At 60.2% G+C, this 15,512-nt stretch carries 16 protein-coding genes; 4 read left to right on the top strand and 12 right to left on the bottom strand.

Features of this window, described 5'->3' with window-relative positions; genetic code table 11:
* Positions 1–49: 49 nt before the first annotated feature.
* Positions 50–403: a DUF4259 domain-containing protein gene (locus ABRP86_RS08445; protein WP_349851992.1), complete on the bottom strand. Its 354-nt coding sequence runs from the start codon at positions 401–403 to the stop codon at positions 50–52.
* A gap of 212 nt (positions 404–615) precedes the next feature.
* Here ABRP86_RS08445 and ABRP86_RS08440 point away from each other — a divergent pair, with 212 nt between their 5' ends.
* Positions 616–1,482: a hypothetical protein gene (locus tag ABRP86_RS08440; RefSeq protein ID WP_349851994.1), complete on the top strand. Its 867-nt coding sequence runs from the start codon at positions 616–618 to the stop codon at positions 1,480–1,482.
* A gap of 119 nt (positions 1,483–1,601) precedes the next feature.
* Here ABRP86_RS08440 and manA read toward each other — a convergent pair whose 3' ends face one another.
* Both manA and ABRP86_RS08430 read right to left on the bottom strand, forming a co-directional pair.
* Positions 1,602–2,855: a mannose-6-phosphate isomerase, class I gene (gene manA, locus ABRP86_RS08435; protein WP_349851996.1), complete on the bottom strand. Its 1,254-nt coding sequence runs from the start codon at positions 2,853–2,855 to the stop codon at positions 1,602–1,604.
* Positions 2,856–2,861: 6 nt separating this feature from the next.
* The gene (locus ABRP86_RS08430; protein WP_349863704.1) at positions 2,862–3,911 is read right to left on the bottom strand and encodes an exopolyphosphatase; all 1,050 of its coding nucleotides are present in this window, start codon (positions 3,909–3,911) and stop codon (positions 2,862–2,864) included.
* Between the two features lie 41 nt (positions 3,912–3,952).
* On the opposite strand from ABRP86_RS08430, the gene cobA reads away from it, so the two are divergent.
* Positions 3,953–4,705: a uroporphyrinogen-III C-methyltransferase gene (gene cobA, locus ABRP86_RS08425; protein WP_349852000.1), complete on the top strand. Its 753-nt coding sequence runs from the start codon at positions 3,953–3,955 to the stop codon at positions 4,703–4,705.
* Here the strand turns inward: cobA and ABRP86_RS08420 are convergent.
* The 4 genes from ABRP86_RS08420 to ABRP86_RS08405 are packed head-to-tail and all read right to left on the bottom strand — an operon-like array spanning position 4,702 to position 8,374.
* A complete protein-coding gene (locus ABRP86_RS08420) occupies positions 4,702–5,721 on the bottom strand; it encodes a sulfite exporter TauE/SafE family protein (RefSeq protein ID WP_349852002.1) in 1,020 nt (339 codons plus the stop codon). The two genes, cobA and ABRP86_RS08420, sit on opposite strands and share 4 nt — an antisense overlap.
* The gene (locus ABRP86_RS08415; protein ID WP_349852003.1) at positions 5,715–6,440 is read right to left on the bottom strand and encodes a sirohydrochlorin chelatase; all 726 of its coding nucleotides are present in this window, start codon (positions 6,438–6,440) and stop codon (positions 5,715–5,717) included. Before ABRP86_RS08415 ends, ABRP86_RS08420 begins: the two co-directional genes overlap by 7 nt.
* A 9-nt stretch (positions 6,441–6,449) precedes the next feature.
* Complete coding sequence (locus ABRP86_RS08410; RefSeq protein WP_005277497.1) at positions 6,450–6,701, bottom strand: hypothetical protein; 252 nt, start codon at positions 6,699–6,701, stop codon at positions 6,450–6,452.
* Entirely contained in the window at positions 6,698–8,374 is a 1,677-nt protein-coding gene (locus tag ABRP86_RS08405) for a nitrite/sulfite reductase (RefSeq protein ID WP_349852005.1), read from the bottom strand. Before ABRP86_RS08405 ends, ABRP86_RS08410 begins: the two co-directional genes overlap by 4 nt.
* Before the next feature lie 307 nt (positions 8,375–8,681).
* On the opposite strand from ABRP86_RS08405, the gene ABRP86_RS08400 reads away from it, so the two are divergent.
* Complete coding sequence (locus ABRP86_RS08400) at positions 8,682–10,034, top strand: FAD-dependent oxidoreductase (RefSeq protein ID WP_349852007.1); 1,353 nt, start codon at positions 8,682–8,684, stop codon at positions 10,032–10,034.
* A gap of 8 nt (positions 10,035–10,042) precedes the next feature.
* On the opposite strand, the gene ABRP86_RS08395 is transcribed toward ABRP86_RS08400, so the two are convergent.
* Together ABRP86_RS08395 and ABRP86_RS08390 are read right to left on the bottom strand one after the other, a co-directional pair.
* Positions 10,043–11,410, bottom strand: coding sequence for a phosphomannomutase/phosphoglucomutase (locus ABRP86_RS08395; RefSeq protein WP_023025587.1), 1,368 nt, complete (start codon positions 11,408–11,410; stop codon positions 10,043–10,045).
* A 107-nt stretch (positions 11,411–11,517) separates the two neighbouring features.
* Entirely contained in the window at positions 11,518–12,015 is a 498-nt protein-coding gene (locus ABRP86_RS08390) for a DUF3499 domain-containing protein (protein WP_084529704.1), read from the bottom strand.
* An 88-nt stretch (positions 12,016–12,103) separates the two neighbouring features.
* Between ABRP86_RS08390 and ABRP86_RS08385 the strand changes: the two genes are divergently transcribed.
* Positions 12,104–12,580, top strand: a complete 477-nt coding sequence (locus ABRP86_RS08385) for a metallopeptidase family protein (protein WP_349863702.1) — start codon at positions 12,104–12,106, stop codon at positions 12,578–12,580.
* Between the two features lie 84 nt (positions 12,581–12,664).
* On the opposite strand, the gene ABRP86_RS08380 is transcribed toward ABRP86_RS08385, so the two are convergent.
* The 3 genes from ABRP86_RS08380 to ABRP86_RS08370 all read right to left on the bottom strand — a co-directional run bounded on the left by ABRP86_RS08380 (position 12,665) and on the right by ABRP86_RS08370 (position 15,494).
* A complete protein-coding gene (locus tag ABRP86_RS08380) occupies positions 12,665–12,958 on the bottom strand; it encodes a WhiB family transcriptional regulator (RefSeq protein ID WP_005277485.1) in 294 nt (97 codons plus the stop codon).
* Positions 12,959–13,397: 439 nt separating this feature from the next.
* Positions 13,398–14,492, bottom strand: a complete 1,095-nt coding sequence (gene manB, locus ABRP86_RS08375) for a mannose-1-phosphate guanylyltransferase (RefSeq protein WP_284609975.1) — start codon at positions 14,490–14,492, stop codon at positions 13,398–13,400.
* A gap of 93 nt (positions 14,493–14,585) precedes the next feature.
* Entirely contained in the window at positions 14,586–15,494 is a 909-nt protein-coding gene (locus ABRP86_RS08370; protein ID WP_034659656.1) for a glycosyltransferase family 2 protein, read from the bottom strand.
* Positions 15,495–15,512 lie beyond the last annotated feature (18 nt).

The raw sequence follows: 15,512 nt of genomic DNA, 5'->3' as shown, positions 1-15,512 counted from the left end.
GAATCCTTTCTGCTCTGTGGCGGCGCCTTTGGCACCGAGGGACATGGTTTTAAGAAAGCGCCTCGATAAACGGTTCCACGTCGTAGTCTTCTTCGACGGTGTCCAAGATCTCAAGGGCGTTTTCGGTCAAGGTATCGTCAACAGTCCCCACCAAGCCCCTAATATAGGGGTAGTCCTCGACGGTTTCGCTGGCGCTGAACGGCGCGCCTGCCCAAATGGCGGCGATCGTAGCCGCAGCGTGGGCATTGAGTTGCTCTTCCTCGGTTAAATCGTTCTTGCTGCGAGCTACCTCGCAGGCGTCCTGTACTGCGCGGATTACCCCTTCTTCATCGAGGTTTGCCAATTCATCTAAAAAATCCACGTTGAGATCGGTGCTAAAAATCTCTTCGTCCCAGCTGCTCATTTCTCACTCCTTCGACGGGTTTAGCGCCATTTATACACGCTTTTCCGTCGCAGAAAAATCGGGCATGAAAAGGATTGCATAGAAAATCCACTTTCCCATTTGTGCATTGTTTACATATCACGGATTTTGCAGGCTGTCGCGGAAATTCCAATGCATGATACTGTCGTTATCAACTTGTTACCCACCCTATGCAACTAAGAAAGGAGGGCACGATGAAGCCAGATTCACGTCGCGTGTACGTGTTCATCGTGCTCGGCCTTATCGCCGCCGTCGTCGTGGGAGTGGGCGTGTGGCGCATGAGCACTCCGAGCGCCCATTACTCCAATGCCGCGAATGAGTCCCCGACCTCTACTGTGGCACCAAAAAATACCTCCGCTGAAGAATCGACGACATCGTCGACACATAAAAAGCCTTCGACGGAAAACTCCGCCCCAGCAAAGTCCAATTCTGGCGCTGATGAATCAGACCATCAGCACCCGAAAACGACGGACCCATACTTGGCGCCCAATGCCGTCACGCATCCCCACGCGGCCACCCGCCCTACCAAGGTGTACCGCCCCGGAAATGTGTACTCTCCAGACGCTTCCGCTAATAACGCCCCGTCCACACAGGGCGGCCAGGCTCCGCAGAGTGGTAACGGTGCCGGCACTAGGCAGGCAGTCCCAGATACCCCCAGCAAGCCGGATAACCAAGCGCCGTCCTCCCCAGCACCAAGCTCATCTGCTCCCTCCCCTGCCCCAGGCGAAGAAAAGCCAGGTCAAGGCGATCAGGGTGGAGAGTCCGGAAAACCGGTAGAACCCGCCGGATCAGAAACCCCGGAGCCGCCATCGACGCAGACTCCACAAAAGTCATATACAAAGGGGAGCGCGCAGCGCACCCCAGCGGCTCCTGACGCCACCACAGAGGGGCACGGTGCCGGAGCGGGAGCGCCTTCTAGCGCACCGCAGGCGAAAAACAAATCACACGCCGAGCCGGCAGCAACCGGGAAGCCTGCCCCTACGCAACAGTCCGGCAACCAGGAGCCCACGGATCTCCCGGCAACGGGAAGCTCTGCCGCAGGATCTTCCGCCGCGCGTTAAGTCCTCTACGCGGCTAGCACAACTGGTATCAGGGAGTTAGCCTCAGCCAAACGCGGCCAAGACCTAAAAGGCCCCCTTGCTGGGAGTTTCCAGCAAGGGGGTCACAGTTATAAGGTCCTTTAAACTCGGGCGACGAATAGTTGCGCCGCGCGGACCTCAGGAGTTGCCTCATTTACTGCGTGAGCTTGGGCGGTAACCACGCCATCGGCGGCCGGCAGCCATGCGGCTTGGCCAGGGGAAAGGATCAATTCCTCGCCCGCGGCATTGCGCAGGCTGAGGGAACCAGCGGTGCACAAGGCGATGGTGGGGCCGTCATAATCGAGGTCGACGGAAGAATCCGGCCCGAGCTCGGCACGGTCGAGCAAGAACTCATCGATGGGCACCGGATAGGACCAAGCCTCGGCGCCGTGGACGTTGTCTTGGTTCCGCTTATCTTTTTGCTGCACCCGCGGCTCATTGGCGGCCGCATAGGTCAAGACCTTCACCAACTCCGGCACATCCACGAATTTCGGGGTCAATCCGCCGCGCAAGACATTATCGGAATTGGCCATGATTTCTACGCCAAGACCGGAGACATACGCGTGGAGTTGTCCGGCGTCGAGGTAGACGGCCTCGCCCGGGGCAAGCTCGATGTGGTTAAGCAAGAGCGCACCAAGCACGCCAATATCGCCAGGATAACGGTCATTAAGGTCCACCACCGTAGCCATGACCCGCGCCTTCCAATCCGTCGGATCGGCAGCAATCAGGCGCTCGCCGGCGGCAACGATGGCCTTAATGAGCTCCTTGCGCTTGGCCGAAGGGATGGTAATCCACGTGGTAAAAAGCACCCGGAGGTTGGCGGACTCGGAGGATTCCGCGGGGTCATCGTCAAGCATGGCCAGGTAGCGCTCAAGCTCTGGGCACTGCAAGGCGGCAAAGAGCTCGCGGGTTTGTGCCAAGGGACGGAAACCCGCCATGGCGTAGAAATCCGAAAGAGCCACGATAAGTTCCGGCTTGTGGTTATCGTCCTTGTAATTGCGGTTTGCGGCCTGCAGGGCAATGCCTGCCTCGTTTTCGCGGGCGAAACCCTCCTCGGCCTGCTCCTTGGACGGGTGGGCCTGCAAAGACAGTGGATCTTCGGCGGCGAGAATCTTCAGCAGGAACGGCAGGTTCTCGCCGTATTCTTTATAAACTCGAGCACCCAGCTGGCCTTCTGGATCCTCCGCAATAACCTCGTTGAGAAGCTGGCCATCCACCGTGGAGGGATCGCCCGGGTGGGCACCAAACCAGAGTTCGGCCACCGGCTTTTCTGCGGCTTCTTCGCCCCGCAGCTCAGGGATGAGGGTGCGCGAGCCCCACGAGTAGTTGCGGGTAGCGCCTTCCAGTAATTGCATTTATTTCTATCCTTTAGAAATCTCGTAGGCGGTCGCGGCAAAACTCCGCGTAATAAGCTGCAGCGAGCGGGCAAGGTGCCCAAGGCCCGGTTCCGGGTCGGTGCTGCGGACTGCAAGCGAGTTGGGCAGGTTCGCCTCTTCCTGCCCCCAGAAAATCACTTTCAAGGGTATCAAAGGTGCATCCGCGCCAGCACCGTCGATGAAGGGATCGTAGAAAAGGTCATCGGCAGGCGCGGGCGCCGTACTCGATTCGGCACCCCGATCGAGTGCACCGCGCAGGTCAGCGGGCTCGACATAGGTGCCGGGCAACCCGTGCACGGCCCAGATGGTTGCTGCCATGCGGGCGACCAAGGTATCGATGTGGACGCGCTCGCGGCGCTCGGCATACGCATAGGCATCGATGACGCAGGAGTGGATAATCCGCGCACCCTCGGCGTATTCGCGCAGCTGCCGACCCGGATTGATGGCATCATCGCGCTCTGGCGAAAGCTGCTCGATCTCGCGATCTACCGCGGCTGCTAGATCCTCTAGCTCCTCGCGCACCGCGTACGGGGAGGTATGCACGATGCTGCACAGCGCGTACAAGGCCGTGATAAACCGCGCCGGCGAGCAGCCCTCTGCGGTGGGAAGCGACGGGGCAATCAGGGTATCTTCTGGGCAATCCTCTACCAGGGGGCCGCTTGCCGGGCCCACCAGAATGGTGGTGGCGCCCCGCTGGCTCGCCGCAATGAGCGCGCGGGAGGCCCAATCGCATTCTGCGGGCTCGCCCACCGCCACGACGATATCGAGCGCGCCCACGTATTGCGGCAGCGATTCCGTCACCACCAGCGGAATGCGCAGCGGTTCGGCCAAGCCGACGCCAAGGTGCGCTGCCTCGCGGGCGATGGCATCGGTGGGCAGGATGACCAGGGAGCGCGGGTTGAGCCCGTTTAAGATTTCACCCCAGCGCTCCATTTGCCCGGCGAGCAGACGAATCTGCGCGCCCTCGTGGGCGACATCAAAAAATCGCACCGTTTCGGTGTCATAGGCGGAACCATCAGTGAAACCGTTATCCATATCGCTCCAGCATAGTCTGGCTCCCACTATGATGGTGCGGCATGATGTCAGCACAAATTCATCCCGTATCCCTTATCGGTGGCGGCCCCGGCGCGTGGGACCTGATTACGGTTCGCGGCATGCGCGCCCTACAGGAGGCCGAGGTCATCTTGACCGATCACCTAGGCCCTGCCCCGCAGTTGGATAAGCTCTGCGATATTTCCGCAAAGGAGCTTATCGATGTCTCCAAGCTGCCCTACAAGAAGTCGATTACGCAAGACAAGATCAACGAGCTGCTCATCGAACACGCCCAAGCCGGACGGAAGGTAGCGCGGCTCAAAGGAGGCGATCCTTTCGTGTTCGGCCGCGGCTTTGAAGAGGTACAGGCCCTAGCCAAGGCATCTATCCCCACCACCGTCATTCCAGGGGTGACCTCCGCCATTTCCGTACCCGCGGGCATTGGCATCCCCGTCACCCAGCGCGGAATGGTTCACGGCTTTACCGTCGTATCGGGCCACCTGCCTCCAAGACACGAGAAGTCCCTAGTGGATTGGCACGCCCTGGCCCAGTCCGGCGCGACCTTGTCCATCATCATGGGCGTGAAAAATGCCCCGGCGATTGCCAGGGCATTGCAAGACGGCGGGCTTGCTGGCTCGACACCGTGCGCGATTATCCAGGAGGGCACCCTGGACACGCAGCGGGAATTTCGCTGTGAACTAGCGCACCTTGCGCAGACGATGGAGGATAATAACGTCTCCTCCCCTGCCGTATATGTCATCGGCGAGGTTGCCGGCCTCGACCCGGCCAGCGATTAGGCTTTATCCGCCTGCGGTGCGGAGTCCTCCACGACGCTTTCGCCCTTGGAGGCACCGGCCGCGTTGTGTGCAAAGCCTGCGGCATGAAATTCCGCATGTGCCTTGGTCTCGGCGTTTTCGGCTTCCAGCTCCCGTGCGCGGGCTGCCCGGGTCGCCCGTGCGCCGTGGATGGTGGCGGAAATGCCCACGACGAGGATCATGACCATGAGCAGCGGGGAGACAAAGCCCGGCACCGTCAGCCCGAAGTAGGTTTCTAGCCCGCTTAAGACCTTGCCGATATTGAGAGCCACGATGGCCGTACCCACGAGGCCACCGAGGACGACCGGCTCAATCCGGGAAATCACCCATGCCGCAATCGGAGCGGCAATGGAACCACCGATGAGCAGGGCCAACACGGCGGAGAGGTTGGCGACGATATCCTGCCACAATCCAACGACGAAGCCGAGGGTTGCACCCAGGGTGACCAGGAATTCGGCGGTATTTACCGTGCCGACGATGCGGCGGGGCTGCTCGCGGCCAATCGCCATGAGCGTCGAGGTGGATACCGGACCCCAACCACCGCCACCGGTGGAGTCAACGAAGCCGCCGACGGAACCGAGCCCGATCAAAAATGGGGTGGAATGGCTGCGCGTCTGCACGAACTTCGCCCGGCGCGGGCGGGAAAAGCGCCAGATGAGGTTGCTGCCGATGGCAACCAAGATGAGCGCGGTAATGGGGGCTGCCGCATCGGTGGAGATATTGGAGAGCACGGTGGCGCCGATAAATGCCGCGATGGCACCGGGAACGCCCAGCCGGAAGACGGTTTTCCAATCCACATTGCCAAAGCGGGCGTGGCTCAGGCCCGACATTGCGGTGGTCCCCAGCTCAGCGGTGTGGACGACGGCGGAGGCTTGGGCGGGCCCAAGGCCCGCCAGGAGAAGGATGGTGGTTGAGGTGACGCCGAAGCCCATGCCGATGCCGCCATCGACAAGCTGGGCGGCCGCACCGGCCACGGCGATTAAAATAAGAGTTAGCATGGGACACCGACCTCCTGGGCGATGTGATAGTGGGCAGCAACGATGCCAGCGAGATCGGTACCAAGAACGGGATCGACGGTGACATTGCTGGGAGTAGATGACAGTGGTTTAAGGAGCAGTCCTGCGGTTACAAAGAGCGGGATAACCCGCATTCGCGCAGTGCTTCTTGCCAATGCATGAATGTCGTTGCTGCCACCCCGGGTGGCGAACGCGGCCGTGGCGGGTACACCGGTGAGCTGGGATACCCGAGCGGCGAGCCGGCGGATGGAGTCATTGGCCGCAGCATCGGAGGAACCAACGGAGTAGATGACGTGGTGGGTATCGGCGGGCCTGGCGCGCGCGGCGAGTACCGCCGCCAATTCCGCTTCTGCGGCTTCCCGCCTGTCCGCATCTCGTGCGGCGCGCCCTCCGCCTAAGCACTCGCCTTGCACCAAGCGCAGGCCTGAAGCCTGTTCGGCCGCCGCAATAACGCGGGGAACGTCAACGCGCTGGTGGTAACCCTGCGTAAAGAGCAATGGAATGACTACGGCTGTATCCTCCCCGCAACGAGCGAGATCGACTGCAGCTCCGGTGAGATCGGGAGTATTGAACTCCAGGTGCGCCGCACGATAAGCAGGTCGGCCTGGTATCGAGGCGGCAGCGGCCTGGGTGAGCCGTTCAATGCCGGCGGCGGCGCCCGGGTGGCGCGAGCCGTGGGACAAAGTAACGAGTGCGGTCATGGTCCATCCTTAATCCACTGGAGCCGTGGAGTGTCCGCGGCGAGCTAGGGAGCGCTGCAGGGCCTCGGTGGAAGAGACTGCTGGGGCCGGTGCTACGGGGGCATCGTCTTGTCCATGGAAGCGGACCGAAAATACGCGCAGGCATTCCTGGCAATTCCAGGCAAAGTCGTCTTCTTCATCCGGGAAGAGATCGGTGCCGGCGCAGTAAGGGCAAAAGGTGGGGTGATTGCGATTGGGATTAGGCTTACGGCGAAAATTCACTGCAGATCTTCCTCCTCGGCGCGCAGTACCCAGTGGCGGAACTGCTCGCCTTCTTCGCGTTGTTCCTTATATTTATTGACCAGCCGTATGACGTAGTCCGGTACCTCATCGGCAACAACCTTGTGCCCGCGGAGCTTGCGGCCCCAGTCAGGTGAAAGGCCTAGGGCACCGCCCAGGTGGACTTGGAAGCCCTCTACGCGGTTGCCATCGGCATCGGTGACGATCTGACCCTTGAGCCCGATATCGGATACCTGGGAGCGCGCGCACGCATTGGGGCAACCGTTCAATGCGATGGAAATGGGCACATCCAAATCCCCCAGGGTGTCTTCGAGGATGTCCACCAATTCGATGGCGCGGGCCTTTGTCGTCACGTGCGCCAACTTGCAAAATTCCAGACCAGTGCAGGAAATGACGCCGCGGCGGAACTCCGTGGGCTGGGAATACAGGCCCGTTTCATCTAGCGCGCGCGAGAGCGCCGGAATATCGTCTTCCTCCACATCAAGAAAGAGCAATTCCTTCATCGGGGTGGTACGGATGCGCGAGATGCCGAACTTTTCTGCGACATCGGCAATGGCAATGAGCTGTTCGCCCGTTGCATGGCCCACGGTAGGTTTCACGCCGACGTAGAATTTGCCGTCCTTTTGCCTGTGCACGCCCAGGTGATCGCGGCTGCCGGGATTGACCTCGAGCGGGATGCCATCGGCCAGCGGCTTCTCCAGATACTCCTCCTCGAGCACTTGGCGGAACTTTTCGATGCCCCATTTAGCCACCAAGAACTTCAGGCGCGCGCGGTTGCGGTTGCGGCGGAAGCCATAGTCGCGGAAGATGCTGACCACGCCGGCCCATACTTCCGGCACGCGCTCGAGTGGCACCCACGCGCCTAGAGACTGCGAGAGCATCGGGTTGGTGGACAGTCCCCCACCCACGAAGCAGTCAAAGCCGGGCCCGTATTCGGGGTGGTTGACGCCGACGAAGGCAACGTCTTGAATTTCGTGCGTAACGTCCTGGCGCGCATTGCCGGAAATAGCGGTTTTGAACTTGCGGGGAAGGTTATGGAACTCCTCGCGCGGTAAGTAATTATTCTTGATTTCCTCGATAGCTGGGGTGGCATCGATAATCTCATCTTCGGCAACTCCTGCGACCGGCGAGCCCAAGATAACGCGCGGCACATCGCCGCACCCCATCAAGGTACCCAGGCCCACAGATTCGAGTTTGTCCCAGATGGTGGGCACATCTTCGATCTGAATCCAGTGCAGCTGGATATTCTGCCGGTCAGTAAAGTCCGCGGTGGAGCGAGCATAATCGCGCGAGATTTCCCCTACCGCGCGCAACTTTGCTGGATCAGCGCGGCCGCCATCGAAGCGCACGCGCATCATGAAGTATTCATCTTGCAATTCTGCGTTGGATAGCTTGGCGGTCATCTCCCCGCCCAGGTTCTGATTGCGCTGCGTATACAGCCCTAACCACTTAAAGCGCGGTGCTAAATCCTCCGGTGGGATGGAGGAAAATCCCTGTTTGGAGTAGATGTCTATCACGCGCTGCCTGGCTGAGAGACCACCATCGTCCTGCTTGATGGCCTCATCGTTATTCAACGGTTTCTTACCGTCAATTTTCCATTGGCCCTCGGGCTTATTGGCCCGTGGCTTGCGTTTGGTCGTCGTTGCGGTAGCCATAATGTGGTGTAGACCTCCCTTTCAAAGCGTTGAAGGAAAACCTACCCGTCTATAGAGTACAGACAAAGCGGTCTGTTTTATTTTCACTTTTATTAATGCCGTGACCAGCACCTTAAAGAGATCTAATAAAGAATCTAAATATCCCACTTGTGCACAAACAGACCATACGGTTCACTCTCTTAAGAGAAATCCCGCACTCAACCGCCACTAATAGACCTATCGGTCTATTAGTGTATATCCGTTAAGGAACCCCGTTTCCCTTCACATCGCCGCGGGAGAATACGCATACAAGAAAGGCAGAATTACCGTGTCAGATAAACCCTTAAACGTAGCAGTCATCGGTGCCGGTCCCGCCGGCATTTATGCCTCCGACATCCTGGTAAAAAAGACCGGCGGAAACGTGCGCATCGATCTCATTGAACAGATGCCCGCCCCCTTCGGCCTCATCCGCTACGGCGTGGCCCCCGACCATCCACGCATTAAAGGAATCATTAAATCCCTGCACCGCGTCTTAGATACTGAGCAGATTCGCCTGCTTACCAACGTTCACATCGGCCGCGATATCACCGTGGACGAGCTGCAGCAGCACTACGATGCCGTCATCTTCGCCACCGGAGCAGTAGGCGATCGCCACCGCGAAATCCCCGGCGCGCAGCTACAGGGAGTGCACGGCGCCGGTGAGTTCGTGGGCTTCTATGATGGCAATCCACGCTTTGAGCGCGAGTGGGATCTCTCCGCCAGCGAGGTCGCCGTCATCGGCGTAGGCAATGTGGGCCTGGACGTCTCGCGCATCTTGGCTAAGACGGGCGATGAGCTTAAGGTGACCGAAATCGCCGATAATGTCTACGATTCGCTGGCACAAAATAAGGCAGAGACCGTGCGCGTCTTCGGGCGCCGCGGGCCCGCCCAAGCCAAGTTCACCCCGCAAGAGCTCAAAGAGCTCGACCATTCGGAGAACATCAATGTGGTCGTCTCCCCCGAAGATATTGATTACGACGAGGCCTCGCTAGAGGCGCGCGCTTCCAGCAAGTCTACGGATTTGGTGTGCCAGGTTCTTGAGCAATATGCCATTCGCGATCCCAAACAGGCCCCGCATACGCTGCAGATCCACCTCTTCGAGCAGCCGGTGGAAATTCTCGGTGAGAACGGCCAGGTCAGTGGGATTAAAACGGAGCGCACAGAGCTGACCGGCGATGGCAGCGTGCGCGGGACGGGTAAATTCACCACGTGGCCAGTGCAAGCGGTCTACTTTGCCACGGGCTATCGCTCGGACGCCGTGGATGGCGTGCCATTTAATAGCGAGAAAAACGTCATCAACAATGACGGCGGCCACGTCATCGACGAAGAGGGCGCCATCGTGCCCGGCCTCTACACCACCGGCTGGGTAAAACGCGGGCCCGTGGGCCTGATTGGCAATACCAAGTCCGATGCCAGTGAAACCATTGGCATGCTGCTTGATGATGCCGCCGCGGGCACCCTACCGTCCCCCACCGCCGACGATATCACCGAGGCCTTCGCAGATAAGGGCATCGACTACCTCACGTGGCAGGATTGGCAGCGCCTCGATGCCGCTGAGCGCGCTTTGGGCGAGCGCGAAGGCCGCGAGCGAAAGAAGTACGTGGAGTGGGAAGACATGGTCGCCCACTCCCGCGCGCAGTAATTCAGTAATTAGCGCCTGATGATGGCGAGGACCTCGTCTACGATCTGCTGAACCTCTTCGGAGGTCTTCGCCTCAACATTGAGTCGCAACAGCGGCTCGGTATTGGAAGCGCGCACATTGAACCAGGCATCCGTACCCTTGAGCTCGACCGTGACACCGTCGAGCTCATCGACGGATTCAATCTTATCCGCCAGCTCATCGAGTACCGCCTGGGTGGCGGCCTGTTGATCCGCCACGGTGGAGTTGATTTCCCCAGAGGCCTCGTAGCGGGAGTATTCCGCCATGAGCTCGCTGAGTGGCTTATCCGTCTGCCCCAACGCGGCCAGGACATGCATCGCGGCTAGCATGCCGGAATCGGCATTCCAGAATTCCTGGAAGTAGTAGTGCGCGGAGTGCTCGCCGCCAAAGGCCGCCTTGTGCTCGGCCATTTGGGCCTTGATGAAGGAGTGGCCCACGCGCGTGCGCACGGCGGTACCGCCCTTTTCCACGATGAGCTCCGGCACCGTCTTGGACGTAATCAAGTTGTGGATGATGGTCGCGCCAGTAAATTTATCCAAGTAGCGGCTTGCCACCAGCGCGCAGATGGCAGACGGCGATACCGGCTGGCCCTTTTCATCCACCACGAAGCAACGGTCCGCGTCGCCGTCAAAGGCAAGGCCGATATCGGCCTTTTGCTCTACGGTGAATTTCTGCAGATCCTCTAGGTTCTTGGGATCCAGTGGGTTCGCCTCATGGTTGGGGAAGGTACCGTCGAGCTCAAAGTAGAGATCGCGGACATCAAAGGGCAGGCCATCGAAAACGGCCGGGACCGTGTGCCCGCCCATGCCATTGGCGGCATCGACGGCGACGACCAGCGGCTTGGATTCTTCCAGCGGCACGAGGTGACGCAGGAAATCCGCGTAGCCGGTCAGGATTTCCTGCTCGGCGATGGCACCATTGGGGCCGTCGTAGTTTGGGGTGCCATCGATAAGCATCTGCTTAATCTCTTCTAACCCAGTTTGTTGCCCCACGGGGACGGCTCCGGCGCGGCAGAGCTTGATGCCGTTATACTTCGCCGGGTTGTGGGAGGCGGTAAACATAGCACCCGCGCACTCCATAGAACCCGCGGCATAGTAGAGCTCATCGGTGGAGGTAAGCCCCAAAAGCGTCACGTGGAGGCCTTGGCTCACCACGCCCTCAGCAAAGGCTTGCGCCAGTGCGGGTGAAGACGGGCGCATATCGTGACCTACAGCCACGGTGTTTTCGCCTTCTTCGCGCAGGATTGCGGCGAAGGCGGCGCCGGTATCGCGCACGAAGTCTTCATCGATATCTTCGCCCACCACGCCACGGACGTCATAGGCCTTAATCACTGCATCAAGATGCTCACGAGTTCGCATACCTCGCAATAATACTCCCCGCCTGCGGGCAACTAGCGCAGTGTTCCGTCCGTGTCTGCAGCTAGCTAGCGCAAACTTTCACGGGCGCTGTGCCCAGCGCCCGTGGTTTAGTCGGACTCGGTGTCCGTGTCCTGCTTCTCGGCAGGATCATCTTCGCTGTGCGCATCGGGAACGACGGACAGGTGAGCGCGGCGGGCCTTTTTGGCATAGGCCACGCGACGAGTGCGAAATACCGGGTGATTGGAATTGGCGGGGTCAGCACCATCGAAGGTGGCGGCGTAATCGATGGGGTCTGCCCCGGAGCCGGCACTGCGGTCATCGACAAGCCCCGTGGTCACCCTGCCGTCTTCCTTGACCGCCTGGGCCAGGGCCATAAGGTCATCGTCCTCATCTAGCTCGATGCGGTCTACGCGCACCAACTCCCACCCCACCGGCGCAGAGATGCGGTCGCGGTGGGTGCTGCACAGATCCCAGCTATGCGGGTTATCCTCTTCTGCCAGCGGTCCAACCACTGCGGTTTGATCCGCATATGCATAGGTCAACGTCGCCACGGCGGGTCGGCCGCAGCCTGGGCGGGAGCAATGGCGAGATTCAGTCACGGGCAATAGTCTAAACCCTTGGTTGAGATTTAGATAGTACTTCCCCGGCGTGGCTGCACTTATTGCGCAGCCATAGAGCTTTAGAATCAACGCCATGACCGCCGCTCGCCCCCGCCCGCATATTCGCCCCGCCCGCGACCGCCACGGGCGCGGGCTGCACGGGTCCTTGCTACCGCAGCAAACCCCGCGCTACCGCAGCGCCCGCGAGCTTTTCGATGCCGCCGTCCTCGAGGCCTACGCACCCATTCAACACGCCTTCGCCCCGCAATTGCGCGGGCTCGATCTTGCGGTAGATACCATCCCGCGCATGCGCCTTTCTGCCGATATGACGGTGCTGCCGGATGAAATCATTGCCGATGGGCCAGTGCCGCTCGGTCGCATCGTGCCCGCCGGTGTCGATTCTGCTGGCACCCCTACCCGCGCCCGGCTCGTTATCTTCCGCATGCCCATTGAGCAGCGTGCTGTCACCTCCGCCGAGCGCGCGGAGCTCCTCGGCACGGTCATTACCGCCCTGGTGGCCAATTACTTAAACCTCGCTCCAGAGGAGGTAGACCCGCGCTATGGCTGGTAGGGAGGTTTCTCACCACAAAGAAAACTCTAGCCCTTGACCGCACCGCTCAGGGGGCGCAGCCAAGGGCTAGAGCACACAACTTAGTTAACCAATCTCGCGTTTGAGGCGGCGGCGTTCGCGGTCCGAAAGCCCGCCCCAAATTCCGAAGCGTTCATCGTGCTCCAGCGCGTATTCCAGGCACTCATCGCGCACCGCGCAGGCTTGGCAGATACGCTTTGCCTCACGGGTGGAACCTCCCTTTTCAGGGAAGAATGCCTCTGGATCCGTCTGCGCGCACAACGCTTGATCCTGCCACTCCTGCTCGACGGCACCGAAGAGTTCATCGAGCGATACCTCTGCAGCAGCACCGCCACGGAGAATGGCGTTGTTATTAGCCATTTTGTCCACGCCTTTTCCTTTCTCCGAGGTTGGGTAATCCTAATCAGTGCAACCGACTGTACACGAGGCTGAAGTGCGGCTGAATCGCGGTCAACCCGCGAGCCAATCCGTGAAAACAAGTGCGTCGGTCGCCGTTTCTTGCACTGATGTAATTTCACACCGGATCACTAAATATCGTCAACCTGAATTAGTGCCTTTTTCGCGCTTTATCGCAAAAACGCTGCACACGATCCCCATCCGTCACATTAGTAACACCCGGTGCTATCCGGGTGTATAGGTAGGGGGTACTAGATATAGTGGTTCCCGGTTTTTCTGTCAACAATTTTCAGGAAGTGTCGGCGTGTCTCCCAAAATCTCAGCCGGGCAAGGATCACAAAGCCCTCCGCACCGCGCAGCGTTACCGAGCTGCAGGAGGTGCGGAGGGTAGGTGGCGGGCGCTTTAGGCGTCGGAGCTAAAGCGAATGCCGGCATCGGGGATGGTCACACCAGGAAATACCCGCATGCCGTCCACGAGCTCGCAGCGGGCGCCTACGTGGGCGCCTTCGCCAATGACGCAGTTTTCGATGACCGCATTGGCGCCAATATGCGCGCCCGAGGCAATGATGGAGTTGTGGATGATGGCCCCTGGTTCGATGCGCACGCCATCAAAGACCACCGTTCCCTCGAGGCGGGAGCCGGCTCCCACCTCGGATCCGCGGCCCACCGCGGTGCCAGATAGCAGCAGCACGCCGCCGGCAATGCCCGCAGAGGATTCCACGAGGGACTCGCCGGTGCGGCCTTCCAACAGCGGCGATGGGGCGATGCCGCGCACCAAGTCAGAGGAGCCGCGGGTGAAATCATCTGGGCGGCCCATATCGCGCCAGTAGGAATTATCGACGTGGCCGACGACCAAGCGGCCATCGGCAAGCAAGCCTGGGAAGGTCTCGCGCTCAACCGAGACCACGCGGTCTGCAGGGATGGATTCGATGACGGAGCGGTCAAAGACGTAGCAACCGGCGTTGATCTGGTTGGTTGGTGGATCCTCGGTCTTTTCCAAAAAGGCCGTGACCCGGCCTTCAGAATCCGTGGGCACGCAACCAAAGGCGCGGGGATCCGCCACGTTGAGCAGGTGCATGGTGACATCGGCACCCTTGTTGTGGTGCGTGGTCAAGATGCCCTCTAGGTCCATGCCGGAAAGAACATCACCATTGAAAACCATAACGGTGTCATTGCGCAGCTTGTCATAGACATTGCGGATGCCGCCGCCGGTGCCCAGCGCGGTCTCTTCCACCACGTATTCAATGTCCAGGCCGAGCTCGGAGCCATCGCCAAAGTATTCCTCGAAAACCTCTGCCTTATACGAGGTGGACATCACCACGTGCTCAATGCCCGCGGCCTTGATGCGGGCGAGCAGGTGCTGCAGGAACGGGTAATTTGCCGTCGGCAGCATGGGCTTGGGCGTACCAATGGTCAGTGGGCGCAGGCGGGTACCGCGCCCGCCCACCAAAATCACTGCATCGGTGGTGGCACCGTGAGTGGTGGCTGCTTCAGTCATAGTCATCCTTTGTATGCAGACAATCTTATTCTGAGGTTTTTCGAAGGTCAGTGTATGCGGCCGCGGCCAGAAACCAGGTCAACGGCACGCGCTTCAGGCCTCCGAATCTTTGGCCGTACTGGCGCGAGCGGCCGTCACCGCTCCCCGCGCCTGCAATCCCAGCCACAGCGCGGCGCGCAGCGGGGCCTGCCACCACGCCGGGTGACGGTCCGCCTGGAAGCGGTACGCGGAACTGTGGTGCGCGCGCAGCATCGCCCCGGCGTGCGCCTGGGTGGAATGTCCCTTGGCGTGGCTGATGACGGCTTCTGGGCAGAAAATGTTTTGGTACCCGGCGCGGGCGAAGCGATCACCTAAGTCCACATCCTCCAAGTACATGAAGTAACGCTCATCAAAGCCGCCAATGGCATCGAAGGCATCCCAGCGCACCAAGAGGCAGGATCCGGATAACCACCCGGCGGGGCGTTGGACGGACATATCGGCATCGTTACGGTACGTGCGCGTCCATGGATTAGACGGCCATAGGTTGGAAAACAGCGCGTGCCCGATGCCCGTGGATATATTCGGCACCGACCGAGCGGACGGATAGTTGCTGCCGTCCGGTTCCACGATGCGCGGGCCCACCGCGGCGGCGTCCGGCCAGCGGCGCGCGCACGCAATCATCTGGTCAATTGCGCCTTTACTAAAGGTGACATCCGGGTTAGAGATAAGGAAGAACTCATCATCTACGCGTCGGTTCTCGCGCACCCACCGCGCGCCGGCATTCATGCCGGCGCCGTAACCAATATTGCCGCCGGTATCGAGGAAGTGTACGTCTTCTTTTTCTGCAGCGGCGGCTTCGGGGACGCCATCGGTCGAACCATTATCCGCCAGTATCACCTCGGTGCCGTTAACGCAGGCGTCCGGCAGGGAGCTTATAAAGCGCGCCAAGTACTCACCGGGATTATAAGTCACAGTGATAACGGCGAGCGGAGCTGTAGTTTCAGTAGTCACAATGGGCCCCAAGTTTAGTCACGCCAGAGG

The organism is Corynebacterium sp. KPL3927 (genome assembly GCF_040225835.1).
Taxonomy (GTDB): domain Bacteria; phylum Actinomycetota; class Actinomycetes; order Mycobacteriales; family Mycobacteriaceae; genus Corynebacterium.
The sequence above is the reverse complement of the archived record's forward strand: the minus strand, read 5'-3'. Positions and strand labels throughout refer to the sequence as shown.